General features: G+C 72.0%; 27 protein-coding genes. 13 read left to right on the top strand and 14 right to left on the bottom strand.

The genetic code is table 11. The annotated features are described in order from the left end of the window. The first annotated feature begins 81 nt into the window (after nt 1-81). Nucleotides 82-1239, top strand: coding sequence for a C40 family peptidase (locus EKH77_RS21960; protein WP_240667477.1), 1158 nt, complete (start codon nt 82-84; stop codon nt 1237-1239). Here EKH77_RS21960 and EKH77_RS21955 read toward each other — a convergent pair. The 5 genes from EKH77_RS21955 to EKH77_RS21935 form a co-directional block, all read right to left on the bottom strand. Next, complete coding sequence (locus EKH77_RS21955) at nt 1197-2462, bottom strand: styrene monooxygenase/indole monooxygenase family protein (protein WP_126916037.1); 1266 nt, start codon at nt 2460-2462, stop codon at nt 1197-1199. The genes EKH77_RS21960 and EKH77_RS21955 overlap by 43 nt on opposite strands. Continuing rightward, a complete protein-coding gene (locus EKH77_RS21950; RefSeq protein WP_126916036.1) occupies nt 2444-3148 on the bottom strand; it encodes a GTP-binding protein in 705 nt (234 codons plus the stop codon). The genes EKH77_RS21955 and EKH77_RS21950 overlap by 19 nt, the downstream gene beginning before the upstream one ends. Further along, nucleotides 3129-3569: a DUF742 domain-containing protein gene (locus EKH77_RS21945; RefSeq protein ID WP_126916035.1), complete on the bottom strand. Its 441-nt coding sequence runs from the start codon at nt 3567-3569 to the stop codon at nt 3129-3131. The genes EKH77_RS21950 and EKH77_RS21945 overlap by 20 nt, the downstream gene beginning before the upstream one ends. Beyond that, nucleotides 3566-4024 carry a roadblock/LC7 domain-containing protein gene (locus tag EKH77_RS21940; protein WP_397612547.1) on the bottom strand — a complete coding sequence of 153 codons (459 nt, stop codon included), beginning with the start codon at nt 4022-4024 and terminating at the stop codon, nt 3566-3568. The genes EKH77_RS21945 and EKH77_RS21940 overlap by 4 nt, the downstream gene beginning before the upstream one ends. A gap of 65 nt (nt 4025-4089) precedes the next feature. Then, complete coding sequence (locus tag EKH77_RS21935; RefSeq protein ID WP_240667476.1) at nt 4090-6942, bottom strand: sensor histidine kinase; 2853 nt, start codon at nt 6940-6942, stop codon at nt 4090-4092. A gap of 155 nt (nt 6943-7097) precedes the next feature. On the opposite strand from EKH77_RS21935, the gene EKH77_RS21930 reads away from it, so the two are divergent. Further along, complete coding sequence (locus tag EKH77_RS21930) at nt 7098-7871, top strand: protein phosphatase 2C domain-containing protein (protein WP_126916033.1); 774 nt, start codon at nt 7098-7100, stop codon at nt 7869-7871. Between the two features lie 170 nt (nt 7872-8041). On the opposite strand, the gene EKH77_RS21925 is transcribed toward EKH77_RS21930, so the two are convergent. After that, entirely contained in the window at nt 8042-8566 is a 525-nt protein-coding gene (locus EKH77_RS21925) for a MarR family winged helix-turn-helix transcriptional regulator (RefSeq protein WP_126916032.1), read from the bottom strand. A 223-nt stretch (nt 8567-8789) separates the two neighbouring features. Between EKH77_RS21925 and EKH77_RS21920 the strand changes: the two genes are divergently transcribed. Continuing rightward, nucleotides 8790-9668 carry a lysozyme gene (locus EKH77_RS21920; protein WP_126916031.1) on the top strand — a complete coding sequence of 293 codons (879 nt, stop codon included), beginning with the start codon at nt 8790-8792 and terminating at the stop codon, nt 9666-9668. Between the two features lie 83 nt (nt 9669-9751). Here EKH77_RS21920 and EKH77_RS21915 read toward each other — a convergent pair whose 3' ends face one another. The 3 genes from EKH77_RS21915 to EKH77_RS21910 form a co-directional block, all read right to left on the bottom strand. Beyond that, on the bottom strand, nt 9752-11653 hold the full coding sequence (locus EKH77_RS21915; RefSeq protein ID WP_430981001.1) for a M4 family metallopeptidase: 1902 nt from the start codon (nt 11651-11653) through the stop codon (nt 9752-9754). 6 nt (nt 11654-11659) lie between these two features. Continuing rightward, nucleotides 11660-12499: a hypothetical protein gene (locus EKH77_RS34790; RefSeq protein WP_430981000.1), complete on the bottom strand. Its 840-nt coding sequence runs from the start codon at nt 12497-12499 to the stop codon at nt 11660-11662. Nucleotides 12500-12724: 225 nt separating this feature from the next. Next, on the bottom strand, nt 12725-13633 hold the full coding sequence (locus EKH77_RS21910; RefSeq protein WP_126916030.1) for an NAD(P)-dependent oxidoreductase: 909 nt from the start codon (nt 13631-13633) through the stop codon (nt 12725-12727). Nucleotides 13634-13693: 60 nt separating this feature from the next. Here EKH77_RS21910 and EKH77_RS21905 point away from each other — a divergent pair, with 60 nt between their 5' ends. Both EKH77_RS21905 and EKH77_RS21900 read left to right on the top strand, forming a co-directional pair. Beyond that, nucleotides 13694-14086: a MerR family transcriptional regulator gene (locus EKH77_RS21905; RefSeq protein WP_126918215.1), complete on the top strand. Its 393-nt coding sequence runs from the start codon at nt 13694-13696 to the stop codon at nt 14084-14086. A gap of 98 nt (nt 14087-14184) precedes the next feature. Beyond that, nucleotides 14185-14772, top strand: a complete 588-nt coding sequence (locus EKH77_RS21900) for a GNAT family N-acetyltransferase (RefSeq protein WP_126916029.1) — start codon at nt 14185-14187, stop codon at nt 14770-14772. Here EKH77_RS21900 and EKH77_RS33910 read toward each other — a convergent pair. Further along, the gene (locus EKH77_RS33910) at nt 14744-14914 is read right to left on the bottom strand and encodes a hypothetical protein (protein ID WP_240667474.1); all 171 of its coding nucleotides are present in this window, start codon (nt 14912-14914) and stop codon (nt 14744-14746) included. The two genes, EKH77_RS21900 and EKH77_RS33910, sit on opposite strands and share 29 nt — an antisense overlap. A 162-nt stretch (nt 14915-15076) precedes the next feature. On the opposite strand from EKH77_RS33910, the gene EKH77_RS34785 reads away from it, so the two are divergent. The 6 genes from EKH77_RS34785 (at nt 15077) to EKH77_RS34780 (ending at nt 18358) form a co-directional block, all read left to right on the top strand. Then, nucleotides 15077-15286, top strand: a complete 210-nt coding sequence (locus tag EKH77_RS34785) for a toxin glutamine deamidase domain-containing protein (protein ID WP_126916027.1) — start codon at nt 15077-15079, stop codon at nt 15284-15286. After that, nucleotides 15286-15582 carry a hypothetical protein gene (locus EKH77_RS21885; RefSeq protein ID WP_126916026.1) on the top strand — a complete coding sequence of 99 codons (297 nt, stop codon included), beginning with the start codon at nt 15286-15288 and terminating at the stop codon, nt 15580-15582. Before EKH77_RS34785 ends, EKH77_RS21885 begins: the two co-directional genes overlap by 1 nt. 329 nt (nt 15583-15911) lie before the next feature. Then, on the top strand, nt 15912-16187 hold the full coding sequence (locus EKH77_RS21880) for a hypothetical protein (RefSeq protein ID WP_126916025.1): 276 nt from the start codon (nt 15912-15914) through the stop codon (nt 16185-16187). A gap of 109 nt (nt 16188-16296) precedes the next feature. Continuing rightward, the gene (locus EKH77_RS21875) at nt 16297-17544 is read left to right on the top strand and encodes a helix-turn-helix domain-containing protein (protein WP_240667473.1); all 1248 of its coding nucleotides are present in this window, start codon (nt 16297-16299) and stop codon (nt 17542-17544) included. 128 nt (nt 17545-17672) lie between these two features. After that, nucleotides 17673-17999 (top strand): hypothetical protein, encoded by a 327-nt coding sequence (locus EKH77_RS21870; protein ID WP_126916024.1) that lies wholly within the window; start codon nt 17673-17675, stop codon nt 17997-17999. Next, on the top strand, nt 17996-18358 hold the full coding sequence (locus EKH77_RS34780) for a DUF6255 family natural product biosynthesis protein (protein WP_430980999.1): 363 nt from the start codon (nt 17996-17998) through the stop codon (nt 18356-18358). The genes EKH77_RS21870 and EKH77_RS34780 overlap by 4 nt, the downstream gene beginning before the upstream one ends. Here EKH77_RS34780 and EKH77_RS21865 read toward each other — a convergent pair. Next, on the bottom strand, nt 18243-18689 hold the full coding sequence (locus EKH77_RS21865; RefSeq protein WP_126916023.1) for a MarR family winged helix-turn-helix transcriptional regulator: 447 nt from the start codon (nt 18687-18689) through the stop codon (nt 18243-18245). The genes EKH77_RS34780 and EKH77_RS21865 overlap by 116 nt on opposite strands. A 69-nt stretch (nt 18690-18758) precedes the next feature. Between EKH77_RS21865 and EKH77_RS21860 the strand changes: the two genes are divergently transcribed. Further along, entirely contained in the window at nt 18759-19169 is a 411-nt protein-coding gene (locus EKH77_RS21860) for a VOC family protein (protein WP_126916022.1), read from the top strand. A gap of 60 nt (nt 19170-19229) precedes the next feature. Here the strand turns inward: EKH77_RS21860 and EKH77_RS21855 are convergent, their stop codons facing one another. Beyond that, the gene (locus EKH77_RS21855) at nt 19230-20132 is read right to left on the bottom strand and encodes an MBL fold metallo-hydrolase (RefSeq protein WP_126916021.1); all 903 of its coding nucleotides are present in this window, start codon (nt 20130-20132) and stop codon (nt 19230-19232) included. An 80-nt stretch (nt 20133-20212) separates the two neighbouring features. On the opposite strand from EKH77_RS21855, the gene EKH77_RS21850 reads away from it, so the two are divergent. Beyond that, nucleotides 20213-20641, top strand: a complete 429-nt coding sequence (locus tag EKH77_RS21850; protein ID WP_126916020.1) for a MarR family winged helix-turn-helix transcriptional regulator — start codon at nt 20213-20215, stop codon at nt 20639-20641. A 58-nt stretch (nt 20642-20699) separates the two neighbouring features. Here EKH77_RS21850 and lon read toward each other — a convergent pair whose 3' ends face one another. Together lon and EKH77_RS21840 are read right to left on the bottom strand one after the other, a co-directional pair. Further along, complete coding sequence (gene lon / locus EKH77_RS21845; RefSeq protein WP_126916019.1) at nt 20700-23111, bottom strand: endopeptidase La; 2412 nt, start codon at nt 23109-23111, stop codon at nt 20700-20702. A 144-nt stretch (nt 23112-23255) separates the two neighbouring features. Beyond that, a complete protein-coding gene (locus EKH77_RS21840; RefSeq protein ID WP_206279898.1) occupies nt 23256-24089 on the bottom strand; it encodes a rhomboid-like protein in 834 nt (277 codons plus the stop codon). Nucleotides 24090-24201: the final 112 nt, after the last annotated feature.

Below are 24201 nucleotides of genomic sequence, written 5' to 3'. Positions count from 1 at the left end.
CTAGTCATACCGTGCATGGCAGGATCACTTCCGGGCGTGATCACACCCGTCCCCGGACACGCCCGTCCCGGAGGTGAGCCTGTGTCAGGACGGTTCGAGCGCGTCGTCCGCCTCGTCCGTGCCGTACGCCTCGTCCACGCGTCGGCGCTGGCCGTGAGCACCGTGCTCGCCGTGACCGCCGCCCCCGCGCCGACGGCGGTCGCGGCCCCCGCCGAACCGCCCGGACAGCCGGTCAGCGCCCTGCTCACCCGGCTCCGGGCGCTCTACCGGCAGGCCGAGGAGGCCACGGAGGCCTACGACGCGACCGACGACAAGCTGAAGAAGCAGCGCGCGCGGACCGACCGGCTCAACGAGGCACTCGCCGACGCCCGGATCGCGCTCACCGCCGGCCGTGCCGAGGCGGGCCGCATCGCCCGCGAGCAGTACCGGGGCAGCCGGGGCCTCTCCCCCTATGTGCAGTTCCTGCTCAGCGACAGCCCCCGGCAGGCCATGGACCGCGGCCACGAGATCAGACGCGCCGCCGACCACCGGGCCAATGCCGTGGAACGGCTCACGGACGGCGAGCGGCGCGCCGCCGGCCTCGCCCGCGAGGCCCGCGAGGCGCTCAACAAACAGCTGACCCTGGCCGCCGAGCGGAAGCGGCAGCGCGACGCGGTCCAGGAGCGGCTCGGCGAGGTGGAGCGGCTGCTCGCCTCGCTCGACGGCGCGCAGCTGGCCGCGCTCCGCCGGGCGGAGGCCGACGGCATCGGCGACGCCCAGCGCAGACTGCTCGCCTCCGGTGCGCTCAACGGCTCCCTCGGCGGCGACCGGGCGCCGTCCGAGGAGGGCGTCAAGGCCCTGGAGTACGCCTTCCAGCAGGTCGGCAAGCCCTACGTCTGGGGCGCGGAGGGCCCGGACGCCTTCGACTGCTCCGGGCTCACCTCCCAGGCCTGGGCCCACGCCGGGGACGTCATCCCCCGCACCAGCCAGGAGCAGTGGAAGACGCTGCCCAAGGTGCCGCTGAACGAGCTGCGCCCCGGCGACCTCGTCCTCTACTTCGAGGGCGCCACGCACGTCGCCCTCTACGTCGGCCACGGCCAGGTGGTCCAGGCCCCGCGCCCCGGCGACGTCGTCAAGGTCTCCCCCATCGCCACGAACCCGCTGCTGGGGGCCGTGCGCCCGGACGCCGGCGAACCGCCCGTGGTGGAGATGGTGGACTACGTCCCGCCCGCCGCCGGCACCTTCGCCTCCGACATATAGGTCCCGGCCGACGCCGCGTCGTAGAAGTAGTCGTCGAAGTCCGAGGGGTCGTCGAAGCCGTTGGCGATGCGGTCGGCGACCGGCTGGAGCCGCGCCGCCGCGTCGATCAGGGCGCGGATGTGCGGGGAGCGCGGGCCGAGCATGGTGTTGGTCCAGCGGGTGACGTGCCGTGCCGAGGCCCAGTACCGCTCGAAGGCCGTCCGCATCCACTCCGCGTCGAACGGCTCGTCACCGCGCTCCACGATCGAGGCGAGGTACGAGGCGGCGCACTTCGCGGCCGAGTTGGCCCCCTGCACGGTGAGCGGGTCGTTGACGACGACCGCGTCGCCGACGCCCAGCACCAGCCCGCCGGACGGCAGCCGGCCGACCGGGTCGCGGACGGCCGGGACGTACCGCCCGGCCAGCGTGGCGCCCGGGTCGGTCAGCTCCACGGCGGTGGCCCGCCCGTACTCCCAGGGCACGAACCACTCCAGCAGCTCCAGTGTCCGCGTCAGGTGCTCGCCCGGGCCCTCGACGTCCTGGAAGACGTCGACGGGCCCGCCCGGCAGGCCCTCCCAGAAGAGGATGTCGGCCCGGCCGGAGGTGGTGAGCGTGGGGATGACCCACAGCTCGCCGACGCCGGGGACGATGGTGCAGCGCGCCGCGTCGTACTCCGGGTGCTCGGCGCGCGGGCCCAGGCCGTGGACGTAGGAGAGCGCGAGAGCGCGCTGCGGCGTGGTGTACGGAGAGCGCGCCGGGTCGCGGCGGAAGAGCGAGACCAGTTCCCCCTTGCCCGCCGCGACCAGCACCAGATCGTGCCGGGCGGCGAGGAAGTCCAGGTCGGAGACGGCCGCCGCGTGGACGACGAGCCGGCCGCCGCGCTCGGCGAAGGCGTCCAGCCAGCCGGCCATCTTCACCCGCTGATCGACGGACTGGGCGTAGCCGTCCAGCCGGCCGATCCAGTCGACGGGCCGCTGGACACCGGGCACGCCGGGGACCGTCCCGGCGACCGAGAAGCCCAGGCCCAGGGCGCGCGGTGCCAGGCCCTCCCAGAAGTTGAGGCCCAGCTCGCGCTCGTAGCGCAGCGCGGTGCGGAACATCATCTGCGTGGACATGACCCGGCCGGAGCGGATCTCGTCCGGTGTGCGGTTCGACATGACGGTCACGTCGTACCCCTTGGCCTGCAGTCCCAGGGCCAGCTGGAGCCCGGACTGGCCGGCTCCGACTATGAGGATCCGTCGCAACGCCCGCCTCGGCTCGGCTCGGGTGCGGCGCTCGGCGCGGCACGGTGAACGGCCCGGGAGACGGCTCCCGGGGTGGTCTCCAGGGCCCGGCCCACCAGCGTCAGCAGCGTCTCCACGACGGTGATCCGGTGCCGGGCGTCCATGGTGATCACGGGGACGTCCGGCTCCAGGGACAGGGCCTCGCGCACCGCCTCGGGCGAGTGGCGCGCGGTGCCCTCGAAGTGGTTGACGGCGACGATGTAGGGCAGCCGGCAGCTCTCGAAGTAGTCGAGCGCCGGGAAGCAGTCGGCCAGCCGCCGGGTGTCGACGAGCACGACCGCGCCGATGGCGCCGCGCACCACGTCGTCCCACATGAACCAGAAGCGCTGCTGGCCGGGGGTGCCGAACAGGTACAGCACGAGGTCCGTGTCGAGGGTGATGCGGCCGAAGTCCATGGCGACGGTGGTCGTCGCCTTGGCGGGGACGGCCGTGTGGTCGTCCACGTCCTCCCCGGCGGTCGTCATGACCGCCTCCGTGCGCAGCGGGGTGATCTCGGAGACGGAGCCGACGAAGGTGGTCTTCCCGACCCCGAAGCCCCCCGCGATCACGATCTTCGTGGCGGCGGGGGCGCGGGACAGGTCGGTCTGCCAGCCGGGGCCCGGTCCCGGGTCGCGGGGGGCCGTCGCGTCAGAGTCTGCGTAGTCCACTCAGCACCCTTTCGAGCAGCGCGCGGTCGGGTCGTCCGGTGAGGTGGCCGGTGCCGTAGACGCGGATCCTTCCCTGGTCGGCCAGGTCGCCGAGGAGGACGCGGACCACGCCCAGCGGCATCCTCAGCAGCGCGGAGACCTCGGCCACCGAGCGCAGCCGCCGGCACAGCCCCAGGACGGCGCGCACTTCCGGCAGCAGCCAGGAGGCGAGCGCTCCGCCGGGCCCGGCCGGGGCGCCGGGGCCACAGGCGTCGCCACGGCCCTCGTCGGCTTCGGCCAGGGCGGCGACGAAGGTCTCCATGAGCAGCACATGGCCGCAGCGGCCCCGCCCGCCGGTGAGCGAGTACGGGCGTACACGCGCGGTGGGCCGGTCCGGTACGGGGCCGACGGGGGCGCGCAGCGCGGGGGCGGCGGTGCTCATCCGGCGGCCTCCACCGACTGCCGCAGCTCCCTGCGGAGTTCGGGGGTCAGGACGTGTCCGGCCCGGCCCACGAAGAGGGCCATGTGGTAGGCGACCACGCCCATGTCGCAGTCGGGCGCGGTGTGGACGCCCAGCAGCGAGCCGTCGCTGATGGTCATGACGAACAGCCCGCCCCCGGCCATCGCGACCATCGTCTGTTTGACGGGCCCGCCGTCCATCAGTGCCGCCGCGCCCGAGGTCAGGCTGCCGAGCCCGGCGACGATGGTGGCGAGGTCGGCGGTGGAGCCGCGCGGCCCCTCGGCGGCCCCGCCCACGCCGTGCGCGCCCGGGTGGTCGGGGGCGGAGGAGAGCAGCAGCAGTCCGTCGGAGGAGACGACCGCGACGGAACGCACGCCCGGTACCTCCTCCACCAGATCGGTGAGCAGCCAGTGCAGGCTCCGGGCCTCCTCGCTCAGTCCGTAGGCGGTGACGCCCGTGGTGCGGGTGGGGGTTACGGGCGTCGCCCCCTGGGAAAATGCAGTCAACCGCGTGCCTCCTCGACAGTGCCGCCCTCGTCCGGCGCCCCCGCTCGGTTCCGATCAGTACCACGATCACGCGCGCCGTGATCACTTCCCGTCAACCCCGTCATGTGCGTCAACTCCGCCTCCACGTCCCGCCGTCCGTCGCGCGCGCCCTGCTGGAAGCCGGCGAGCTTGCGGCGCAGCGCCTCCGCGTCGACGCCGTGGCGGACGCTGAGGGGTACGGGCTTGCGGGCGACGACCCGGGGGGTGCGCTTGGGCAGGCCGTTGCCGGTCATGCCGGGTACGTCCGTGGCGCCGTAGCCCACCGGGGGCGGTGCCATCGCCGGGCCTGCCGGTGCGGCGCCGGCCGCCGTCGACGGCCCCACGGACCCATGGGCGGGCTGCTGCCACCGGGGCTCCGGAATCGGCGCGGGGGAAACCGGCGCGGGGGCCGGGGCCGATGGCGGGGCTGCGGGCGGGGGCGTGGCCGCGGGCGGGGGCGTGGCGCTCCGGGAGTGCCGCCCGGCCGAGTGCGGGGCCATCGAATGCGGGACGGCCGAATGCGGGGCGGCCGAGTGCGGCGGCGCCGCATGGGACGCGGCCGGATACGGCGCGGCCGGGCGCGGTTCGTCCGGTGGGGGCGCGGGCCTGCGCACGGTGGTGAGCTGGATGGTGTGCTCGTCCTGCTGGGCCCAGGGGCCCGAGCGCCGGGGCCCGGGCACCGCGGGCGACGGCCCCTGGGGGTGGGACCGGCCGTGCAGCGTATGGGAGTTGACTTCGGCGACGACGCCGGGCAGGTCGGTGTGGGGCATCGCCCGTACGGCGCCCGGGATCCGGTTCCCGGCGGGGTCGGTCGCGGCCGGGGGCTCGGCGGGCAGCAGATGGCCGGGCAGGACGACGACGGCGGTGATGCCGCCGGGCCGCTGTTCGCGCAGCTGGACGCGGACGCCGTGCCGGGCGGCGAGCCGGGCGACGACGTACAGGCCGAGGCCCATGACGGGGTCGCCGCGCTCCCCGAATCCGGTGCCGCGCGGGTCCGGATCGGCTTCGGCGAGGAGGGAGTTGAGCTCGTCGAGCCGCTCGGGGGGCATGCCGATGCCCTCGTCCTGGATGGAGAGCATGACCTCGCCGTTCTCCAGCAGCCAGCCGGAGACCTGGACCTGGACGTCCGGCGGCGAGAACGTCGTGGCGTTCTCGAGCAGTTCGGCGACGAGGTGGCTGACGTCGTCGGCGGCGAACCCGGCGAGCTGGGCGCGGGCGGGCAGGGAGTGGATCCGGACGCGCTCGTACCGCTCGATCTCGCTGACGGCCGCCCGCAGGATGTCCAGCAGGGGCACGGGGCCGGAGTGGGTGCTGTGGTGGTCGGCGCCGGCGAGGGTGAGGAGGTTCTCGTTGTGGCGGCGCATCCGGGTGGCGAGGTGGTCGAGCTTGAAGAGCACCTCCAGCCGGTCCGGGTCGGCCTCGTGGGCCTCCATGGACTCGATGACGGTGAGCTGCCGCTCGACCAGGCCGAGGGTGCGGCGGGAGAGGCTGACGAAGGTGGCGTGGACCCGGCCGGAGAGCCCGCTCATCCGGTCGTCGATCTCCTGGCAGCGGGCGCGCAGCGCGTCGCGCTCGTCGGCGAGGTCCTGGCGGGCCACGTCGAGGCGGTTGCGCTCGCCCTCCAGGAGGGCGACGCGCTCGCGCAGCCGGACGATCGTGCCGTGCAGGACGTTGACCGAGCGGGCGACCTCGGCGAACTCGTCGTCGCGGCCCCGGAAGGCGACCGGCTGCCTGTCCACCGGGTCCGCGCAGACGCGGCGCGCCCCGATGCGGAGCGCGGCGAGCGGGCGGGTCACCGAGCGGGCGGACTGCGTGCCGGTGCCGAGGATCAGCAGGAAGCCCAGCGCGGCGAGCGCGGCGCGCACCTCCAGCGCGGTGGTGTCGTGCTCCCGCAGGCCGGCGAGGCGGGCCATCTCCTCGGTGCCGAGGCCGGATTCCAGATCCCGCATCTGGTCGACGCGGGCGGTCAGCTGCCCCCGGACCGTGCCGGGCCGCTCCGGCTCGGCGGCGACGGCCTGGGGCCGGGCGGCCAGCCGGCCCAGCCGGGCCTCGGCAACGGCGGTCTGCGGGCCGCTGACGGTACGTGCGTACTCGGCGCGCAGCGAGGCGGGGGCCAGCTGGTGGAAGTCGGCGAGGGCGGCCTCCTCCCGCAGACGCCGCTGCTGGGCGGCGGCCAGGAGCGGCGCCTGGCCGCCGCCGCGCGCCGCCAGCGCGGCGAGGAACAGGCCGCGGGTGGCGGAGGCCTCCTGGACGGCCCGGCCGAGCGCGGGCAGCGCGACGGCCTCGCCGGGCTGGGCCCGGGCGGGGAGCCGCTGGACGAGCCCGGTCTCCACGGCGTGGAGGGCCTGGACGGTGGCCGTGTAGGCGGTGAAGACGGCGAGGGCGTCGTCGGGCCCGGCCAGGGCGCGGCGGCGCAGCTCGGGCAGGGCGGCGAGGCGGCGCCGCAGGGAGTCGGGCGCGCTCGCGCGGAACTCCTCGATCTGCCGGTCCACCCCGGCCCGTTGCTCCTCGGACGCCGCGCCCGCCCCGCCCGAGTCGGCGCGGCCCCCGGCCACGTACTCGGTCATGGCGTCGCGCTCGTCGGCGAGGGCGTGGGCGAGGGCCACGGCGCCGCTCGCGGTGGTGGCCTGCCCGGCGAGGCGGCGGGAGTCGGTGAGGTCGCGTATGGCGTCGGCGATGCCGAAGGCGCCCGCGCCGAGGGCGCCGAGCGAGACGACGGCGACGGAGGCGACGAGCCTGTTGCGTACGCGGGCGGTGCGCTCCGGTACTCCTGTGGTCTGCTGTTCGCGCGTGCCGCCGCGAAGCCGCTTCTTGCGCACCGGTGCTCGCATTCTGTTCTGGTCTTCCGCTCCACCCGCTGGTGGCCCCTGCCGGATGTCACCCACCGCTTCCCCCCGGCAAGTGCCCCACCACATCAACCGCCGAGCACGCCGGAAGGATGCGCGTCAACGGGCAAGGAAATTCGGGCATCCGGCACACTGGTCGCATGCGCATCGAACTCTCCACCCAGCCAGGGGATCCGGGCCGCCCGAACGAGGATTTCGTGTCCGTCGCGCTGCCCGCCGGCGGGCAGGGCGGGGCCCTGGTGCTGCTGGACGGGGTGACGCCGCCGCCGGCCGGGGAGTCGGGGTGCGCGCACGGGGTTCCGTGGTTCACGGCGCGGCTGGGCGGGGCGCTGCTGGAACTGGCCGCCTCACGGCGCGAGATGACCCTGGCGGATTGCCTGTCGGCCGCCATCTCCCGTACGGCCGAGGCCCATCGGGACGGCTGCGACCTGACGCACCGACTGACTCCGCAGGCGACGGTGGTGGTCGCGCGCTGGGACGCGGAGGTGGTGGAGCACCTGGTGCTGTCCGATTCGGCGCTGCTGATCGAGGGCGTGGACGGCACGGTGTCGGCCGTCCTGGACGACCGCATCGCCCGGCTGGCCGCCACCGGGCGGGTGACGGACGCACAGCGCAACGCCGAGGGCGGTTTCTTCACGGCCGCCGCCGATCCGGCGGTGAGCGCCCGCGCGGTCACGGGCACGACGGCGCGCGGGGACGTCCGCGCGCTGGCGGCGCTCACGGACGGCGCGGCGCGCTGGGTGGAGGTCTTCCGGCAGGGGCGCTGGACGGACTGTTTCGCGCTCCTGGCGAAGGAGGGCCCGCAGGCGCTGATCGACCGCGTCCGGGAGGCGGAGCTGGCCGACCCGCACGGCCACGCGTTCCGCCGCGGCAAGCCCCACGACGACGCGGCGGCGCTCTACGCGGAGCTGTGAGGCGGGCCGGGCCCCGTAAGGGGCGCGGGTCTGTGTCGACATGCGGCTACCGCCGCGTGGGCGCGACCAGCCCCCACCGGCCCGCGGCGACCGGACCGCGCTCCCGGCGGAGCGATGACCCGGCGCCCAGTGGGGAGCGAGCACGCCCCCGCCCGACCGGCCGTCAGGCGCTACGCCTCGGCGCGCTCGTTCAGCTGGTGGAGCAGGCGGGCCAGCTCGGCGACCTCGAGGCGGTTCCAGTCCGCGAACTTGCGGATGTACTGCGCACGACGGGCGTCCCGCACACGGGTGAATCGTTCCCGCCCCTCCCCCGTGATGCGGATCAGCGCGGCGCGGCCGTCGGCGGGGTCCGGGTCGCGGGCGATGAGGCCGAGGTCGCCGAGGGCGCGCAGCTGACGGCTCATGGTGGCCTTGCCGACGCCGAAGTACGCGGCGAGCTCCGTGGCCCGCTGCGGGCCGCCCTCCTCCAGCCGCACGAGCAGCCCGTACGCGGCGGGCTCCAGGTCGGGGTGGACCTCGCGGGCCATCTCGCCGGAGGACGCGCGGGCGCGGCGCAGGAAGACCGCGAGCTCACGCTCCAGGGCGAGGAAGGCGGGGTCGACGGCGGGACCGCATGGCTCCGCGCCGGCGTCGGCGCCCCGGCCGGGGTCCGCCTCCTCCGGGAGCGGGGCACTGGTCTCGGGGGTCTCCTGCACGTGAGGCCCTTTCCTGCTTTCAGCCGCTGAGAATGCATTTCGGCCGCGTCGTGTCGCCGCAGCTCCGTCAGTATTTCGCAGGATTAGTGCAAGGGCAGCACCCCGGGTCCCCATCACGGTGTGCGACACCGCCTCTCACCCCATTAATGACATGGTCATACCAATTTGATAGCCGTTGAACTCTCCCCCACTCTCCCGCCACCCTGGCTTTCGGAGGCACCATATGCCCGCACATCGCTCAGGGCCGGGCCGCCCGGTCCCCTACAGACCCGCGGCCCGCCCAGCCCCCTTGGCCCCCCTCATCCCCCTGCTCTCCCTACTCTCCCTGCTCCTCACTCTCCTCGCCCTGCCCGGCACCGCCGCCGCGGCCACGGGCGGCTCCCGGCAGCGCCCCTTCCACCCCGAGCGCGACTGGATGGGCTCGACGGTCCCCGCCCACGAGGGCAGACCCCTGACCGGCGTCGGCGAGGCGCTCGCCTCGGTCGAGGGCGTGGACGTCAGCAGCCACAACGGCAACGTCCCCTGGTCGACGCTCTGGAACAAGGGCGCGCGCTTCGCCTACGTCAAGGCCACCGAAGGCACCAGCTACCGCAACCCCTCCTTCTCCCAGCAGTACAACGGCGCCTACGACGCCGGCATGATCCGCGGCGGGTACCACTTCGCCCTGCCGTCCAACTCCGGCGGCGCCGACCAGGCCGACTACTTCGTCGACCACGGCGGCGGCTGGTCGGACGACGGCAGAACGCTGCCGGGCGTGCTCGACATGGAGTACAACCCCTACGGCAGCACCTGCTACGGCATGAGCGCCGACGCGCTGCTCGACTGGATCGCCGACTTCCTCGCCGTCTACCGCCACCGCACCGGGCGCGACGCGGTCATCTACACCACCACCGCCTGGTGGAAGAAGTGCACCGGCAACTACGGCCGCTTCGGCTCGGACCACCCGCTGTGGGTGCCGCGCTACGGCTCCTCGACCGGGGAGCTCCCGAACGGCTGGGACTTCCACACCTTCTGGCAGTACACCGAGACCGGCTCGACCGTCGGCGACCACAACCTCTTCAACGGCTCGTACAGCAGGCTCAAGGCGCTGGCCTACGGCTGACGCGCCCGCGCGTGCGCCCCGAAAGCACAGGGACCGGGCCCCGGCGTGTCGGCGCCGGGGCCCGGTCGTGACGTGCGGTGGCGCTAGCCGCAGTTGCCCGCCGGGCGGGTGCGGGTGACCAGGTCGGTGTAACCGGTGGTGCCGTCGATCCACACCACCTGCTTGCCGCCGGCCGCCGCCGCGGAGAGCTGCTCACCGCGGTTGCAGGAGACGCGGGCGCGGTCGGTGCCGTTCGCCCCGCCGAACTGCCACAGCTTCGACATCGTCTCGTTGTGGTACTTGGGGTCGGGCAGCGACGCGGTCACGGTCAGCGCGTCCTCGGAGGCGGTGAGAGCGGACGCGAAGAGGGCGCCCTCGCCCTTCTCCTTGCTGAGGTCCACGGTCCCGGTGCCGTCGAGGTTCGCCCGGCGCACGGCCACCTGGCCGTCGTCGACGACCTCGTCCGCCAGCCAGAAGACGTACTTGCCGTTGATGGCGGTCTCGCCGACGCTCTCGGGCCGGCCGAGCTGGTTCATCAGCTTCCGCTCGCCGCTCTTGAGGTCCAGCACCTCGACGCCCATGCGGTAGTCGTCGCCGTCGGCGTAGGCCTTGGCGTAGGCGAGCCGGCCGCCGGAGAGCGAGGGGGACGCCGAACCGGTGTCGGCCTTGCCGCCGTCGGCCCAGGTCGGCTCCTTGTCACCCGTACGGAGGAAGCCCACGTGCCGGGCGCCGAAGGCGTCCATCTTCTCGAAGGCCACGACACCGCCCTCGACCCGGACGTCCTGGACGTTGTCGGAGGTGCTGTACAGCTTCTTCGTCGGCCCGCCCGCGAGCGGCCGCGCCAGCACGTCCACCCCGGCGGGGCCGTACGCCGCCCACGCCACGGTCTTGCCGTCGGTCGCCGGGTTGACGTGGAAACGCCCGTCATTGGGGCTGATCAGCTTGGCCGCGCCCGAGCCGTCCGTGCGGCCGGCCCACACCGAGAAGGCCTCGGTGCCGTCGTCGTTGGACTTGGACGTGGCCCACCAGCCGCCGCCCGCGCCGACCTTGGTGCTGTAGACGTTGAGCCTGCCCAGCAGCTGGTCCGAGTCGACGCCCATGGCCTCCTCCCAGTTCGGGACGATGCCGTGGGCGTTGAAGGAGCGCTTGACGACGCCCAGGTCCTTGGCGGAGACCTTGAGCGCCTTGGCGGCGGCGATCACCGCGTCGCGGCCCTCGGTGAACCCGTCGAGCGGGGTCATGTACTCGGTGAGCGCCTTGTAGGCGATCTTGTCGGCGAGGGTGCGGCCCAGGTCCTCGCGGATGTCCCAGAGGGCGCCCGAGAAGATGGTGGAGTTGAGGTGCACGCCGCCGTTGTCGGTGGCGAAGGAGACGCCCAGGAAGTTCTTGGACGTCGTCGCCCCGTCGTTGAGGTCACGGAAGGCGCACTGACGCGGGGACTTGGTCCGGCAGAGGTTGCCGCCCATCAGGCCCGCGTCCGGGTCGTCCATGGCCATGCCGGCCGCGTCGACGGCGATGGCGTTGCCGAAGTAGTCGGCGATCGCCTCGTTCAGGGCGCCGGACTGGCCCGCGTAGACGAGGTTGGCGCTGTTCTCGACGACGCCGTGCGTCATCTCGTGGCCGACCACGTCGAGGTCGGCGGAGAGCGTCTTGAACTCCTCGTCGCCCCCGCCGTACACCATCTTGGAGCCGTCCCAGAAGGCGTTGACGTACGGCATCCCGAAGTTCGTCACGCCGACGAGGGAGTTGATCGCCATGCCCCGGCCGTCGAGGCTGTCCCGGCCGTGGACCTTCTTGTAGTAGTCGTAGACCTTGCCCGCGGCCCAGTGGGCGTCGACCGCACCCGCGTCCGTGGCGTCCTTGCCGAACTGCGGGGCCTTCGAGCCGAACTCCTTGAGCCCGTCGGGCCAGCGGCCGCCGCCCACCTCCGAGACGTCCTTGCCGCGCGCGTCCCAGGTGGAGATCACGTTCTTGCTGGTGTCCCACATGCGGGAGTGGTCGTTCATGACGTACTAGCCGCGGGCCGTGTCGAAGAACAGGCCGAGCTCGACGGTGGTGCCGTCGTACTTCACGCCGGAGCCGGCGACGCCGGGGTGCTTGGCCGGCCCGCCGGGGGCCTTGGCCTCGCCCGCGTCCGCCTTCACCCCACCGGCCGCGGGGGCGGCTTTCGGCGTCCCGAAGGTCTTGATCCCGCTGTACTGGAGGACCGGGTAGCCGGACTTGGCGTCGACGTACACCTCGTGCAGCACGGGCTGCCCGGTGGCGGGGTCGGTGCCCCGGACGGTGACGTGGTGGGTCAGCACGCCGGCGCCCTTGGGCAGGACGACGAGGCCGCGCGCGGTGCCCTTGAGCGACGGCTTCGCCTTCGTGCCGAGCCGCTTGCCACCGACCTGCGCGAGCGTGGCGCCGACCGCGCGCTGGACAGCGAGTTCCTCACTCACCGAGGGCGTGGTGCCGGTGGTGAGTGCTGTGAAGTACTTGCCGGAGGTGCCGGTAACGACGCGCTTGCCGTCCTTCTTCTCCATCCTGACGACGTACTGGCCGCCGAGGACGTCGACGCCGTGGTGCTTCTGCTGAAGCCGTACGGTCTCGGCGGCGCCGTTCGTGACGGCCTGGACGGGCTTCAGATCCCGTGCCGGATCGGCGATGCGATAGCGGCTCTTCTTGTCGGCGAGGTGCCCACGGGCGGCGTCGGCCGCGCTCCCGCTCGCCTTCACACCCTCCCGGATGCCGTCGACCAGGGAGGGGGTGGAGGTTCCCTTCCCCGGAATGACATCCGCCGGATCGCCGGCGGCCGGCGCGGCGAACGCCTGCGCGGGCATCGCGGAGACGACAAGGGCGGCAGCGCCCATCAGCGCCGCCGCCCCTGCTATGCCGCTCTTCGCGACCTGTCTTCCTGAACGTGCTCTGGACTTACGCAAGGTTCCCCCTCCGTACGTACGGAACGCCGGAACATCTGTGGTCGGGGCATATGCAACAGGCGGGGCGGGGGCTGATCAATGGTTCGCGCGTGGAGGGGGGTTACTTTCGGCCTAGGTGGGTTGGGTGGGGCGGGGAGGCAACCAATGGGCCTCCTTTCACCTCTGCGCCGGCCCCACCGGGCCCTTGCGGTTTGGGGCTTCCCGGCCCAGGACCTCGACGAGACGGGAGATCCCGTCGGCGCCGTACCCCTCCTCGACGGCCCGTCGGGCGACCGCGTGGGCGGCGGCCATCACCCCGGTGTCGAGGCCGTGCGCCTCGGCGGCGTGGATGACGTGCGCCATACCGGCGGCCGCCGTGGCGAGCCCGGCCTCGTCGCCGGGGTGACGGCCCTCGTCCGCCGCCTCGGCGAAGCGCGGAATGATCCGGGACATCAGACCGGTGATCCCCAGGGCGTACGGGGCGAGTTCCTTCCCGCTGACGTTCTCCGCCCGCGCCAGGGCGAGGGCGTGCACATAACCGCTGACAGTCGTCCAGAACAGGTCGAGCAGCGCCACGTCGTACGCCGAAGCCCGCCCGGGATCGGTGCCGAGGTGGTCGGCGGTACCGCCCAAGCTTGCGAGCGCGGCGCGGTGAGCGGTCCAGACGTCCTCCGGGCCGCTGTAGAGGACCAGGGCCTGGTCGGTGCCGATGGTGACGGTCGGCGTCATGATCGACCCGTCGAGGTAGTCGATGCCGTGGCCGGCGGCCCACGCCGCCATGGCACGGGCCCGGTCCGGGGTGTCGGCGGTCAGGTTGACGAGCGCGCGCCCGCGGAGGGCGTCGGTGGCGGGGGCGAGGATCTCCCGCACGGCGTCGTAGTCCAGCACACAGACGATGACGAGCGGACTGGCGGCCACGGCGTCGGCGACGTCCTTCGCCTCCACCGCGCCGCGCGCGGTCAACTCGTCCGCCTTTCCGGGAGAACGGTTCCATACGGTCGTGGGGTGCCCCTGGGCGAGGAACGCGGAGGCGAGAGCGCGGCCCATGGGGCCCAGGCCGAGAACAGTGACGGGAATCGATGTCATGCGGAGGAAGCTAAAGCTTCACGTCGGCGTGAGAGTCAACGTCCTGTGGTGGAGGACACATTGCGCATAGGAGAACTGTCCCGGCGTACGGGCGTCAGCGAACGAGCCCTTCGCTATTACGAGGAACAGGGCTTGCTACGGCCCTCGCGCCGGCCGAGCGGCTATCGCGAGTACGCGGAGGACGACGTACGGACGGTGGGCCACATCCGCCGCTTCCTCGCCGCCGGCCTGGGCACGGTCACCATCGCCGAGCTGCTGCCGTGCGCCGTCGACGACGGCGAGTTCCTGACGCCGGGCTGCCCGGAACTGGTGGCCGGACTGGTGAAGGAACGGGAGCGGATCCATGACGACATCGAGGAATTACGGGATGTGCTGCGTCTGTTGGACGGAATCATCGTGCGCTGGGGCGGGGAGCCGGCGCGGGCCAGGCCTGTCGCCAGCGGAAACCACTAGTGATTTCGGCCCGCCATACAGATTTCAGCTGTCGCACCTGCCCGCCGACGCCCCGATATTCCGTGGCACGACCGGCACCCCGTGGTGAGAATCGCGGCATGCGCCCCTTCCTGGAGACCGACCGCCTCGCCTTGCGCCCGTTCACCGAGGCCGACACCGACCACCTGGTCGCGCTGGACAACGACGCGGAGGTCATGCGCTTCATCAACGGCGGCCGCCCCACGACCCCCGAGGCGATCCGGACGCGCACCTTGCCGCGCCTGCTCCACGACCACCCGTGCTTCGGGACGCGGGGCTTCTGGGCGGCGGAGGAGAAGACCACCGGGGCCTTCCTCGGCTGGTTCGAATTCCGCCCCCTGGAGGACCACAGCCCGGCCGTGGTCGAACTCGGCTACCGGCTGAACCGGGCGTCGTGGGGCAGGGGCTACGCCACGGAGGGCTCGAAGGCCCTGATCCACAAGGGATTCACGGAGCTGGGCGTGGAGCGGGTGACCGCGAACACGATGGCCGTCAACACCCGCTCCCGGCGCGTGATGGAGAAGGCGGGCCTGCTGTTCGTACGGAACTTCACCGGGGACTGGCCGGAGACGATCGATGGCTCGGAGCACGGGGAGGTGGAGTATGAGCTCACCCGGGCGGGGTGGGAGCCGCAGCGGCTCAGTCCCGGCCGAGTTCGTCAGGCGTGATCGTCAGTCCGGCGACCGTGGCGGTGAGGTCGATCGGGTCGCCGTACCTGATCGCCGGGCTCACGCGACAGCTGCCGTTCTTGGGCTCCGCGCAGAGGAAGCACTGCCCCTCACAGGGGTCCGCGATGAGGTAGGCGGGCACGCCTGCCTGTGCGTAGACGCCTCTCTTCGGGCCATAGTCGTTCTTCCGGCGCCCCGGGAGATCGATTCGGCGACGAACTCCACGTCCTGTTAGCGCCAGTGCCCCTTGGGATCCTGTACGGGCTTGAAACGCCGTCCACCGTAGAGATTTTCGAGGGGCGTCGTGGGCCCGCAGGCCACACTTTCTGGAATCGTCAGTGAGATCAAGAATGCAGGAGATGGTTCACGGGGTATCGTGATGGGCTGGAGGGGCAGGCGGGGGCACGTCTTCAATATTGTGAATGTCAAGGGAGACGTCATCTTCATAGATGGCCAGTCCGGGCACGCAAACCCCTCACCCTGGCGAAACTTCTCACTGCTAGGGACGGACTGATGCTGAGTTTCGAGCAGGCGGCCGAGTTGGCTCGAATTTTCCTGGCCGAAAAATCAAGGTATTCAACGCTGCCCATGGATATCGTCGAAGAAGATCACGCCCTGCTCGACGGGAAGATCTACTTCGATTGCCAATCGATCGCCTACCTCAAGAGCGGAAACCCGTCCGACATGGTAATCGGGACAGGATACATCTGCGTGGACGGCGAGACCGGCGATTGCAGGATGCTCGGGGCCGTGGAGTCGGTAGAGCTCAACCTGTTCGAGGATGACGATTTTCCGGGTGCACCCGAGTAGATCCGCAAGTCCTGAACGACTCAGGCGGGAAAGATGCTTGATGAAGAAACGGCTCGTGCAAGAGCACCGGATTTCCTGGCGGGCGAAGCACACCATGGTGGGGGGCGAGCGATGAAGCAAAGGTCATCGCTGAAGAATGCGTCACTGCGGATGGCTGGTTCTTCGCACCCTTCGATCACGTCGAGTACGTCGACCATGGTCGCGATGAGTACCGACTCGCCGGGAACTCACCCATCGTCGTAAACCTCGAAACGGGTGAGTGCAGGTTCAGCACCCGCGAGGAGCTGGACGACCTGACGGCCCGGGGAATCCTCTGGCCGGACCCTCCGATGCCGCCCGAGTTCCGCCGGCCCGCCGAGCTGGCCCACGCCTTCCTGGCCGAGGAGGCGGAGCGTACCGGATTGCCCCTCACCCTCAACGAGCGGAACTACGAGTTGGTGAACGGGGATTTCATCTTCGACGTCCAGTCCCCTGCCTATATCGAAAGCGGCAAGAATTCAGACATGCTCATCGGCATCGGGTACGTCTGTGTGGACGGCGAGACGGGCGAGTGCCGGATGCTCGGTGTCGAGGAGTCGGCCGAGCTGGAGCTTTTCGGCTACTGATAGCGAGTCGGCACCACACCGGCCATCCCCCTCCCCCTCATCGAACGGGTGACTCGAACGTCGGACCGATACGTCAAGTCTCCGGCGGGCATAGCCTCTTGGTGAGGGGATGGTGAGCCCGATGTCGTCAGGGTTGGCAGACAACGTCAGGAAGTACCGCCGTGCGGCCGGCCTGAGCCAGGAGGGCCTGGCTCATGAGTCCGGCCTGTCCATCGGCGTCGTACGCAAGGTGGAGCAGGGCGGCGACGCGCGCGTCGAGACGCTGCACGCGCTTGCCCGGGGGCTGGGGGTGACGACCTCCGCCCTCTTCGCCACTGAGGCAGCGAATCCCGTCGTGGGGGACGAGGCGAACCGGCGATACCTGCTGGAACTACGGAAGGCGCTGATGCCGCCGATCGGGCTCGGCGCCTCGCCCATGACCGAGCCGGGCGAGGCGGGTGAACTGTCCGTACTCCGGCGGGAGATCGCCGACACGCACGCGCTCTACCATGCGGACAGGTATGGCTCCGTGGCCCGGAGGCTTCCAGGACTCCTGCGATCGACCGAGGCAACGGTTTCCGTTCTGGAAGGCGAGGAGCGGAGGCAGGCGGAGACCGTGCGAGCACACGCGCTGTTGATGGCAGGCAAGTACCTCACCCAGGTCCGCCAGTACGACATGGCGTACTACGCCCTGGCCGAGGGAATCCGGCTCGCCTGCGAGAACGGTGAACGGGGCATGGCCGCGACGGGTGTCGTCGGCATGTGCTGGCTCCTGCTGCGGCAGGACCGGTTCGACGAGTGTGAGCAGCTCGCCGCCGCCACGGCCGTCGAGATGGAACCACGGATGTCGGACGCGAGCTCCGGGCATCTATCCGCGTGGGGCGAGCTGTGGCTCCGCGTCGCGTCAGCAAGCGTCCGCAACAACCGGCCGGACGTCGCCCACGAGGCGCGGAGGCTAGCCGGCACGGCTGCCATCGCGCTGGACAAGGAATACATGGCCTTCGGGGAGAACTGGGGACAGTTCGGCCCGGTGACGGCGGAACTGAAGGTCGTGGAAGATCTGTCGCTCATGGGCGACGCACAGGCCGTTCTCCGTCATTCCGACGACGGACTGCTGAGCCAGAAGGCCGTCAATCACTACGGAAAGCCCAGTCCCCCGAACTGGGGTCGGCACCGACTGGACGTGGCCAAGGCGCACGTCGCCCTCGGCTCCCATCAGGACGCCATGAGCGAACTGAAGCAACTGCGGCACTCGTCCGGCACATGGATGAAGCACCAGCCCATGGCCCGGTACGTCATGAGCGACCTGCTCGCCACACGGAAGCGCACCTTGACCGCCGATATGCGTGAGATGGCGAATCACCTGGGCGTGAGTTAGGAACTACCACGGAGCGTGGTAGTTCCTAAGCCGCGCCCCGGCGAACTACCACGTTCCGAATCTGGTTCGCGGTATACGACGGCCATACGTTCCTTGCGAGCCGAGAGCAGAGCGAGCGAAAGGCCGGAATGGTGACGTACAGGATCGGTGCCTATGTCGTGGATACCCGCGACGACAGGATCGCCCAGGTGGTCGGCGAGGGCGAGACCCTCGTGGCGGTCCGGCAGCCGGGCGGTGGGTCGGTCTGGGAGGTGCCGCCCTCGGCGTTGCGGCTCGCGACGCGCGAGGACCGGAACGCGGCGGGACTGCGGCCGTATCTGAGCGGCTGCGCCGAGTGCGTCGAGCTGGAGGACGCCCAGATGAGGGCGGTCGGCGAGGACCGTGCCCGCGCGGCGGCGACAGCGCGGACGCACTGGATCGTGACGCACGGCGTGGTGACGGAGGGGCGTCGATGAGGGCGGTCGGGCGGCTCGTGAACCACTGCCCGCACGACGGATGCTGGGTTTCCGACAACGGGGAGCAGCGTTGTACGGCCTGTGGGGTGCGGCGTTTCACGGACTACGGGGGCGTGCGGCCCCCGGGGCTCCCGGAGGCGGTGACGCCGTCCGGGCCCATGGTCACCCGGGCTCCTCCTCGCTGCCGCCACGAGTCCACGCCGTCCAACGACTCACCCGGCGATCAGGTACGCCCGGAACCGTTCACCCGCCGCCCAGCCCCGCGAACACCCGCCCCAGCAGCCCCGCCAACTGCTCACACTCGGACGCGGACAGCGGGGCCAGGACTTCGTCCTGGACCGCCGCCGCCTCCGCGTTGAGTTCCGCCAGGGCCGCGCGGCCCGCCTCCGTCAGGGTCACCGCGACGCGGCGGCGATCGGCGGGGTCGCGGGTGCGTTCCACGCAGCCCGTGGTGGCGAGTTCGTCCACGAGCTTGGTGATGTCGCTGGGGTCGATGGACAGCCGGCGGGCCAGGTCGCGCTGGGCGTGGGGGCCGAAGTCTGCGAGGGCGGCGAGGAGGGCCATGTGCCAGAGGCGGAAGCCTCGTGCGGCGAGGCGGTCGGCCAGGCGGGCCCGGGCTGTTCTGCCGATCGTGGCGAGCAGGTACGTGCTCAGGCCCATGAGGGTGGGCGGGGTCGCGGCGGGTTCCATAGGCAGATTCTAGGCTCGCACCTATAGTGGGTTCAAACCTACTATTTTGAGGGGGAGGTGGCGGCACCCATGGACGCACTGCACCCGCGCCTGCTCACGGACCGCTTCGCCGACAGCTTCCGTTTCTACGACGCCGTCCTGCCGGAACTCATCGGCGCCGTGCGGAGGAAGGGCGAGCCCTCAGGCCCGTACGCCAACTGGGACGTCGGCGACGAGGCCGTGCTCGTGCTCTTCGACCGCGCCGCGATGGCGGCCGTCGCCGACACCACGCATCTGCCTGCGCAGGCCGCCGCACCCACGCAGGATCACGTGATGTTCGTCTGCCGGGTGGACGACGTCGACGCCGGGCTCGCGCTATGTCTGCGGCACGGCGCGACGGAGGTCGCACCCGCCACCGACCGGCCCGAGTGGGGTCCCGGGCTGCGTACCGCCCATCTGCGCGATCCCGGCGGCAATCTGATTGAGCTTCAGGCGTACTGACCCGCCGCCCGCGTGGTCCCCCACCCCCGTCGGGGGACCACCGGCGGCGGGCCCTGGGTGTTACGCGTCGACCGGCTCCCAGACCGCCGGGCTTCCGGCGCCGTCGCGGCGGGCGCGGCCGAAGGGCACGTCGGCGAAGTGGATGCCGAAGCCGATCGTGCCGGGCTCGGCGAGCTCCTCGACCAGTCGGCGGCGGTGGGTCGCCGATCGCTCCGCGTCGTGGTCGACGACGGCGGACCATTCCGGGTGGGCGATCTGGACGGGCGTGTGCATGGCGTCGCCGAAGGCGATCAGACGGCGGCCGTCGCCGCCGGAGATGACGTACGAGGCGTGGCCCGCCGTGTGGCCCTGCGAGAGCGCGACGCGGACGCCCGGGAAGATCTCCTCGCCGTCGGCGACGGTGCGGATCCGGGGTTCCAGGATCGCGGTCGTCTCCTTGGTGATGCCGTGTGCCTCCAGGAGGTGGCGGTTCGTCCACTCCTCCTCGCTGACGAGGTGGTCGGCGTGGGCGAAGGGGAGCTCCTCGGTGCCCGGGGCCGGCTGGTAGAGCCAGCCGATGTGGTCGATGTGGAGGTGGGTGACGGCCACGGCCTCTATGCCGACGGGGGCCCGGCCGATCTCGGCGAGGCTGTCGAGCAGGCCGCCGCCGGAGATCGCCCCGATGGGGCCGCCCTCCCCGGCCGGGAAGGACTGGGGGCCGAAGCCCGCGTCGATCAGCAGTGCACGGTCGCCGTGCTCCACCAGGAGACCACCCATGCCCGCCACGAAATGGCCGGAGTCGTCCAGATACGCGGAGTGGGCGGCCCACTCCTCCTCCGTGCTGGTCGGCAGCCAGCCGCGCGCCGAGAGCTGGACCACGCCGTCCGGGACGTACGTGACCTTGATGTCGCCGAGCTGGAGGCTGCGGATCCCCGACGGGCGGCGCAGTCGATCGCCCAGGCCGTGCTGGGAGTTGGTCGTCATGCGTCCCACGATAATCTTCCAGCTTGAATGATTCAAGCTATAAAGATGTCCGCTTGATGCAGTTGCCTTAAGATGGCTCCATGAGCAGCCCAGAACCGCAGACCCTCGCCGAGCGACAGCTCTGCGGACTGGTGAACGGCCTCGCCCGCCAGATCTCCGACCACGTACGCGTGGCAGCGACCGGCCTCGGCCTCACCGCACCCCAGGCCACGGCACTCCGCGAGCTCAACGGCCCGATGACGATGCGCGAGCTCGCCGACCGCATGAGCTGCGAGCCGTCCAACGCGACGTTCGTCATCGACAAGCTGGAGTGCCTGGGGCTCCTGGAGCGCCACCCCCACCCCACGGACCGCCGCGCCAAGCAGCTGATCCTGACGGCCGAGGGCACGGCGCTGCGTGAGCGCCTCATCGCCGCCCTCTCCGAGGACTCCCCCTTGAGCGCCCTCACCCACGACGAGAAGGCCACCCTCCACGCCCTCCTCGACCGGGCCGTCAGCCACCATCCCTGACGAATGAACGTATGACGATGGCCCCCAAGCACGCTTGGGGGCCATCGTCATCACCGTCTTACGCCGCCGCCAGCGGCACCTGCTCGTCTGAGACCGTCGCCGGCGTCAGCGCCAGCTCCAGCACCCTCCTGACGTCCGACACCGGGTGGACCTCCAGCTTCTCCAGCACCTCGGCCGGCACATCGTCCAGATCCGGCTCGTTCCGCTTGGGGATGATCACCGTGGTGATGCCCGCCCGGTGCGCGGCCAGCAGCTTCTGCTTGACGCCTCCGACGGGCAGGACGCGGCCGGTCAGGGAGACCTCGCCCGTCATCGCCACGTCCGGGCGGACCTGGCGGCCGGAGAGGAGCGAAGCCAGGGCCGTGGTCATCGTGACGCCCGCGCTCGGGCCGTCCTTCGGGACCGCGCCCGCCGGGACGTGCAGATGGACGCCGCGCTCCTTGAAGTCGCCGACGGGCAGCTCCAGCTCGGCGCCATGCGAGCGGAGGAAGGAGAGCGCGATCTGCGCCGACTCCTTCATGACGTCGCCGAGCTGGCCGGTGAGCGCCAGGCCCGCGCCGCCGCTCTCCGGGTCGGCCAGGGACGCCTCGACGAACAACACGTCGCCGCCCGCGCCGGTGACCGCGAGGCCCGTGGCCACGCCCGGGACGGCCGTGCGCCGCTCGGCCGGGTCCTGCGCGGACTCGGGCGTGTGGTGCGGGCGTCCTATCAGCGGGCGCAGTTCCTCCGTGCCGATGGTGAAGGGCAGCTCCCGCTCGCCCAGTTCGTGCTTGGCCGCGACCTTGCGGAGCAGCCGGGCGATGGCGCGCTCCAGGTTCCGTACACCCGCTTCGCGGGTGTACTCGCCGGCGAGCTTGCGCAGGGCGTCGTCCTCCAGCACGACCTCGTCGGCCTCCAGGCCGGCGCGCTCCAGCTGGCGGCGGAGCAGGTGGTCGCGGGCGATGACGACCTTCTCGTCCTCGGTGTAGCCGTCGAGGCGGACGAGCTCCATGCGGTCGAGGAGGGCCTCGGGGATGGCCTCCAGGACGTTGGCGGTGGCCAGGAAGACGACGTCGGAGAGGTCGAGTTCGACCTCCAGGTAGTGGTCGCGGAAGGTGTGGTTCTGGGCGGGGTCGAGGACCTCCAGAAGGGCCGCGGCCGGGTCGCCGCGGAAGTCGGAGCCGACCTTGTCGATCTCGTCGAGGAGGACGACCGGGTTCATCGAGCCGGCCTCCTTGATGGCCCGGACGATCCGGCCGGGCAGCGCGCCCACATACGTCCGCCGGTGGCCGCGGATCTCGGCCTCGTCGCGGACGCCGCCGAGGGCGACGCGGACGAACGTCCGGCCCATGGCCCGGGCGACGGACTCGCCCAGCGAGGTCTTGCCCACGCCGGGCGGGCCGACGAGCGCGAGCACCGCGCCCCCGCGCCGCCCGCCGACCACGCCCAGCCCCCGGTCGGCGCGCCGCTTGCGCACCGCCAGGTACTCGGTGATCCGTTCCTTGACGTCCTCCAGGCCCGCGTGGTCCGCGTCGAGCACGGCCTTGGCACCGGGGATGTCGTAGGCGTCCTCGGTGCGCTCGTTCCACGGCAGCTCCAGGACCGTGTCGAGCCAGGTGCGGATCCAGCCGCCCTCGGGGCTCTGGTCGGAGGCGCGCTCCAGCTTGCCGACCTCCTTGAGGGCCGCTTCGCGGACGTGTCCAGGCAGGTCGGCGGCCTCGACGCGGGCGCGGTAGTCCTCGGACTCGTTCTCCGGGTCGCCGTTGAGCTCGGCGAGCTCCTTGCGGACGGCCTCCAGCTGGCGGCGGAGCAGGAACTCGCGCTGCTGCTTGTCGACGCCTTCCTGGACGTCCTTGGCGATGGACTCGGCCACGTCCTGCTCGGCGAGGTGGTCGCCGAGCCACTTCACGGCGAGCTTCAGCCGGGCCACCGGGTCGGTGGTCTCCAGCAGCTCGACGCGCTGGGCGACGGTGAGGAAGGGCGAGTAGCCGGAGTTGTCGGCGAGCAGCCCGGGGTCCTCGATCTGCTGGACGCGGTCGACGACCTGCCAGGCCCCGCGCTTGCGCAGCCAGCTGGTGGCGAGGGCCTTGTACTCCTTCATCAGCTCCGACACCGCGCCGGGCAGTGGGTCGGGGGTGAGCTCCTCCATCGAGGCGCCCTCGACCCACAGGGCGGCGCCGGGGCCGGTCGTGCCCGCGCCGATGCGCACGCGGCGGTCGCCGCGGATGAGCGCGCCGGGGTCGCCGTCCGACAGCCGGCCCACCTGCTCGACCGTGCCCAGCGTGCCGACGCCCGCGTATGTGCCGTCCACGCGTGGGACGAGCAGGACGCGTGGCTTGCCGCCGGAGCCCTTCGCCGCGGCCTGGGCGGCTTCGACGGCCGCCCGGACCTCCGTGTCCGACAGGTCGAGCGGCACCACCATGCCGGGCAGCACCACCTCGTCGTCGAGCGGCAGCACGGGCAGGGTGAGCGGTGCGGACATCGAAGCCATGATCTCCCCTTCGGCAGGCAAGTTGAGCTATGCCGACTCAATGCTCGGGGCAGGGGTGATTGTTCCCAGGGGTTTGTTCGCCGTGAGCGATCGTCGAGGGGCGGTGCGGGGGTAGCCCGTCGGGGTGAATTCGGATCCGGCCGCTCAGCGGCTGTGGAGGGCGCTGTCCGCTGCGGCACGCGGCTCGTCGCCCTCCACCCGCTGGCGCGGGGGCGCGGGGACCGCCGCCCGCGCGGGCGGCACCGCGGCGGGCGGCACAACGTCCGCCTCTGCCTCCGCCCGCTCCCGCGCCCCGACCGGCCTCGGCAGTCCGTCGCGGATCAGCGACCGGCAGGCGATGCCCGTGAGCAGCGCGATGGGGTGCCCCGCGCTGGCGAGCGGATCGATGAGCTCGATCAGGTCCTGGGCGCACATGGCGCCCGCCACGCCCAGCATGGCCCATCGCGCCGGGCGCGACACCAGCCCGGAGAGCGCGCCGATGCAGGCCATGAGGCCGAAGCTGATGCCGTAGTCGAGCCGGTGCAGCGAGGATTCGGGCAGTTGCCCGGCCGCGACGGCGCCAGCCACCGGGAGTTCCGTGGCGAGGGTGGCCAGGACGTGGCCGACGAGGAAGACCCCGGCCGTCCGGGCGCCGCCCACGCGCCGTTCCAGCGCGGTGAGGACGAGCGCGAAGGCCACGCCGTACGCCGAGTAGAGCCCGCCGGCCACCCACAGGGCGCTGGCGACCAGGACGACCAGCGGCTGGTCGGTCAGGTGGGCGGCGTCCGTGCTGGAGTCGCGGAGCAGCTGGTCGACGGTGGCCTGGTCGCCGAAGTCGGCGTAGACGGCCGTGCCCAGCAGGATCAGGCCGTAGCAGAAGGTGAAGGGTGTGCCGGTGGGGGTGGGCAGCAGTCGGCCGAGGCGGCGGAGCGCGGTGCGGAGGCGGCCGGGGGCGGCGGGCGTCGCGTGGGCGTTCCGGTCGGCGTCAACCGCGGTCACTCGGTCGGCCCCTTTCCGCGCGTTCCTCCGGGCTTCCTTGAACATTAAGGTCCACGGTCGGGCGCCGGATCAACCTCTGGTCGTGACTCCTGTCACCTTTGTCAACCTCTTG

Source organism: Streptomyces luteoverticillatus, assembly GCF_003970715.1.
Classification (GTDB): Bacteria; Actinomycetota; Actinomycetes; order Streptomycetales; family Streptomycetaceae; genus Streptomyces; species Streptomyces abikoensis.
The sequence above is the reverse complement of the archived record's forward strand: the minus strand, read 5'-3'. Positions and strand labels throughout refer to the sequence as shown.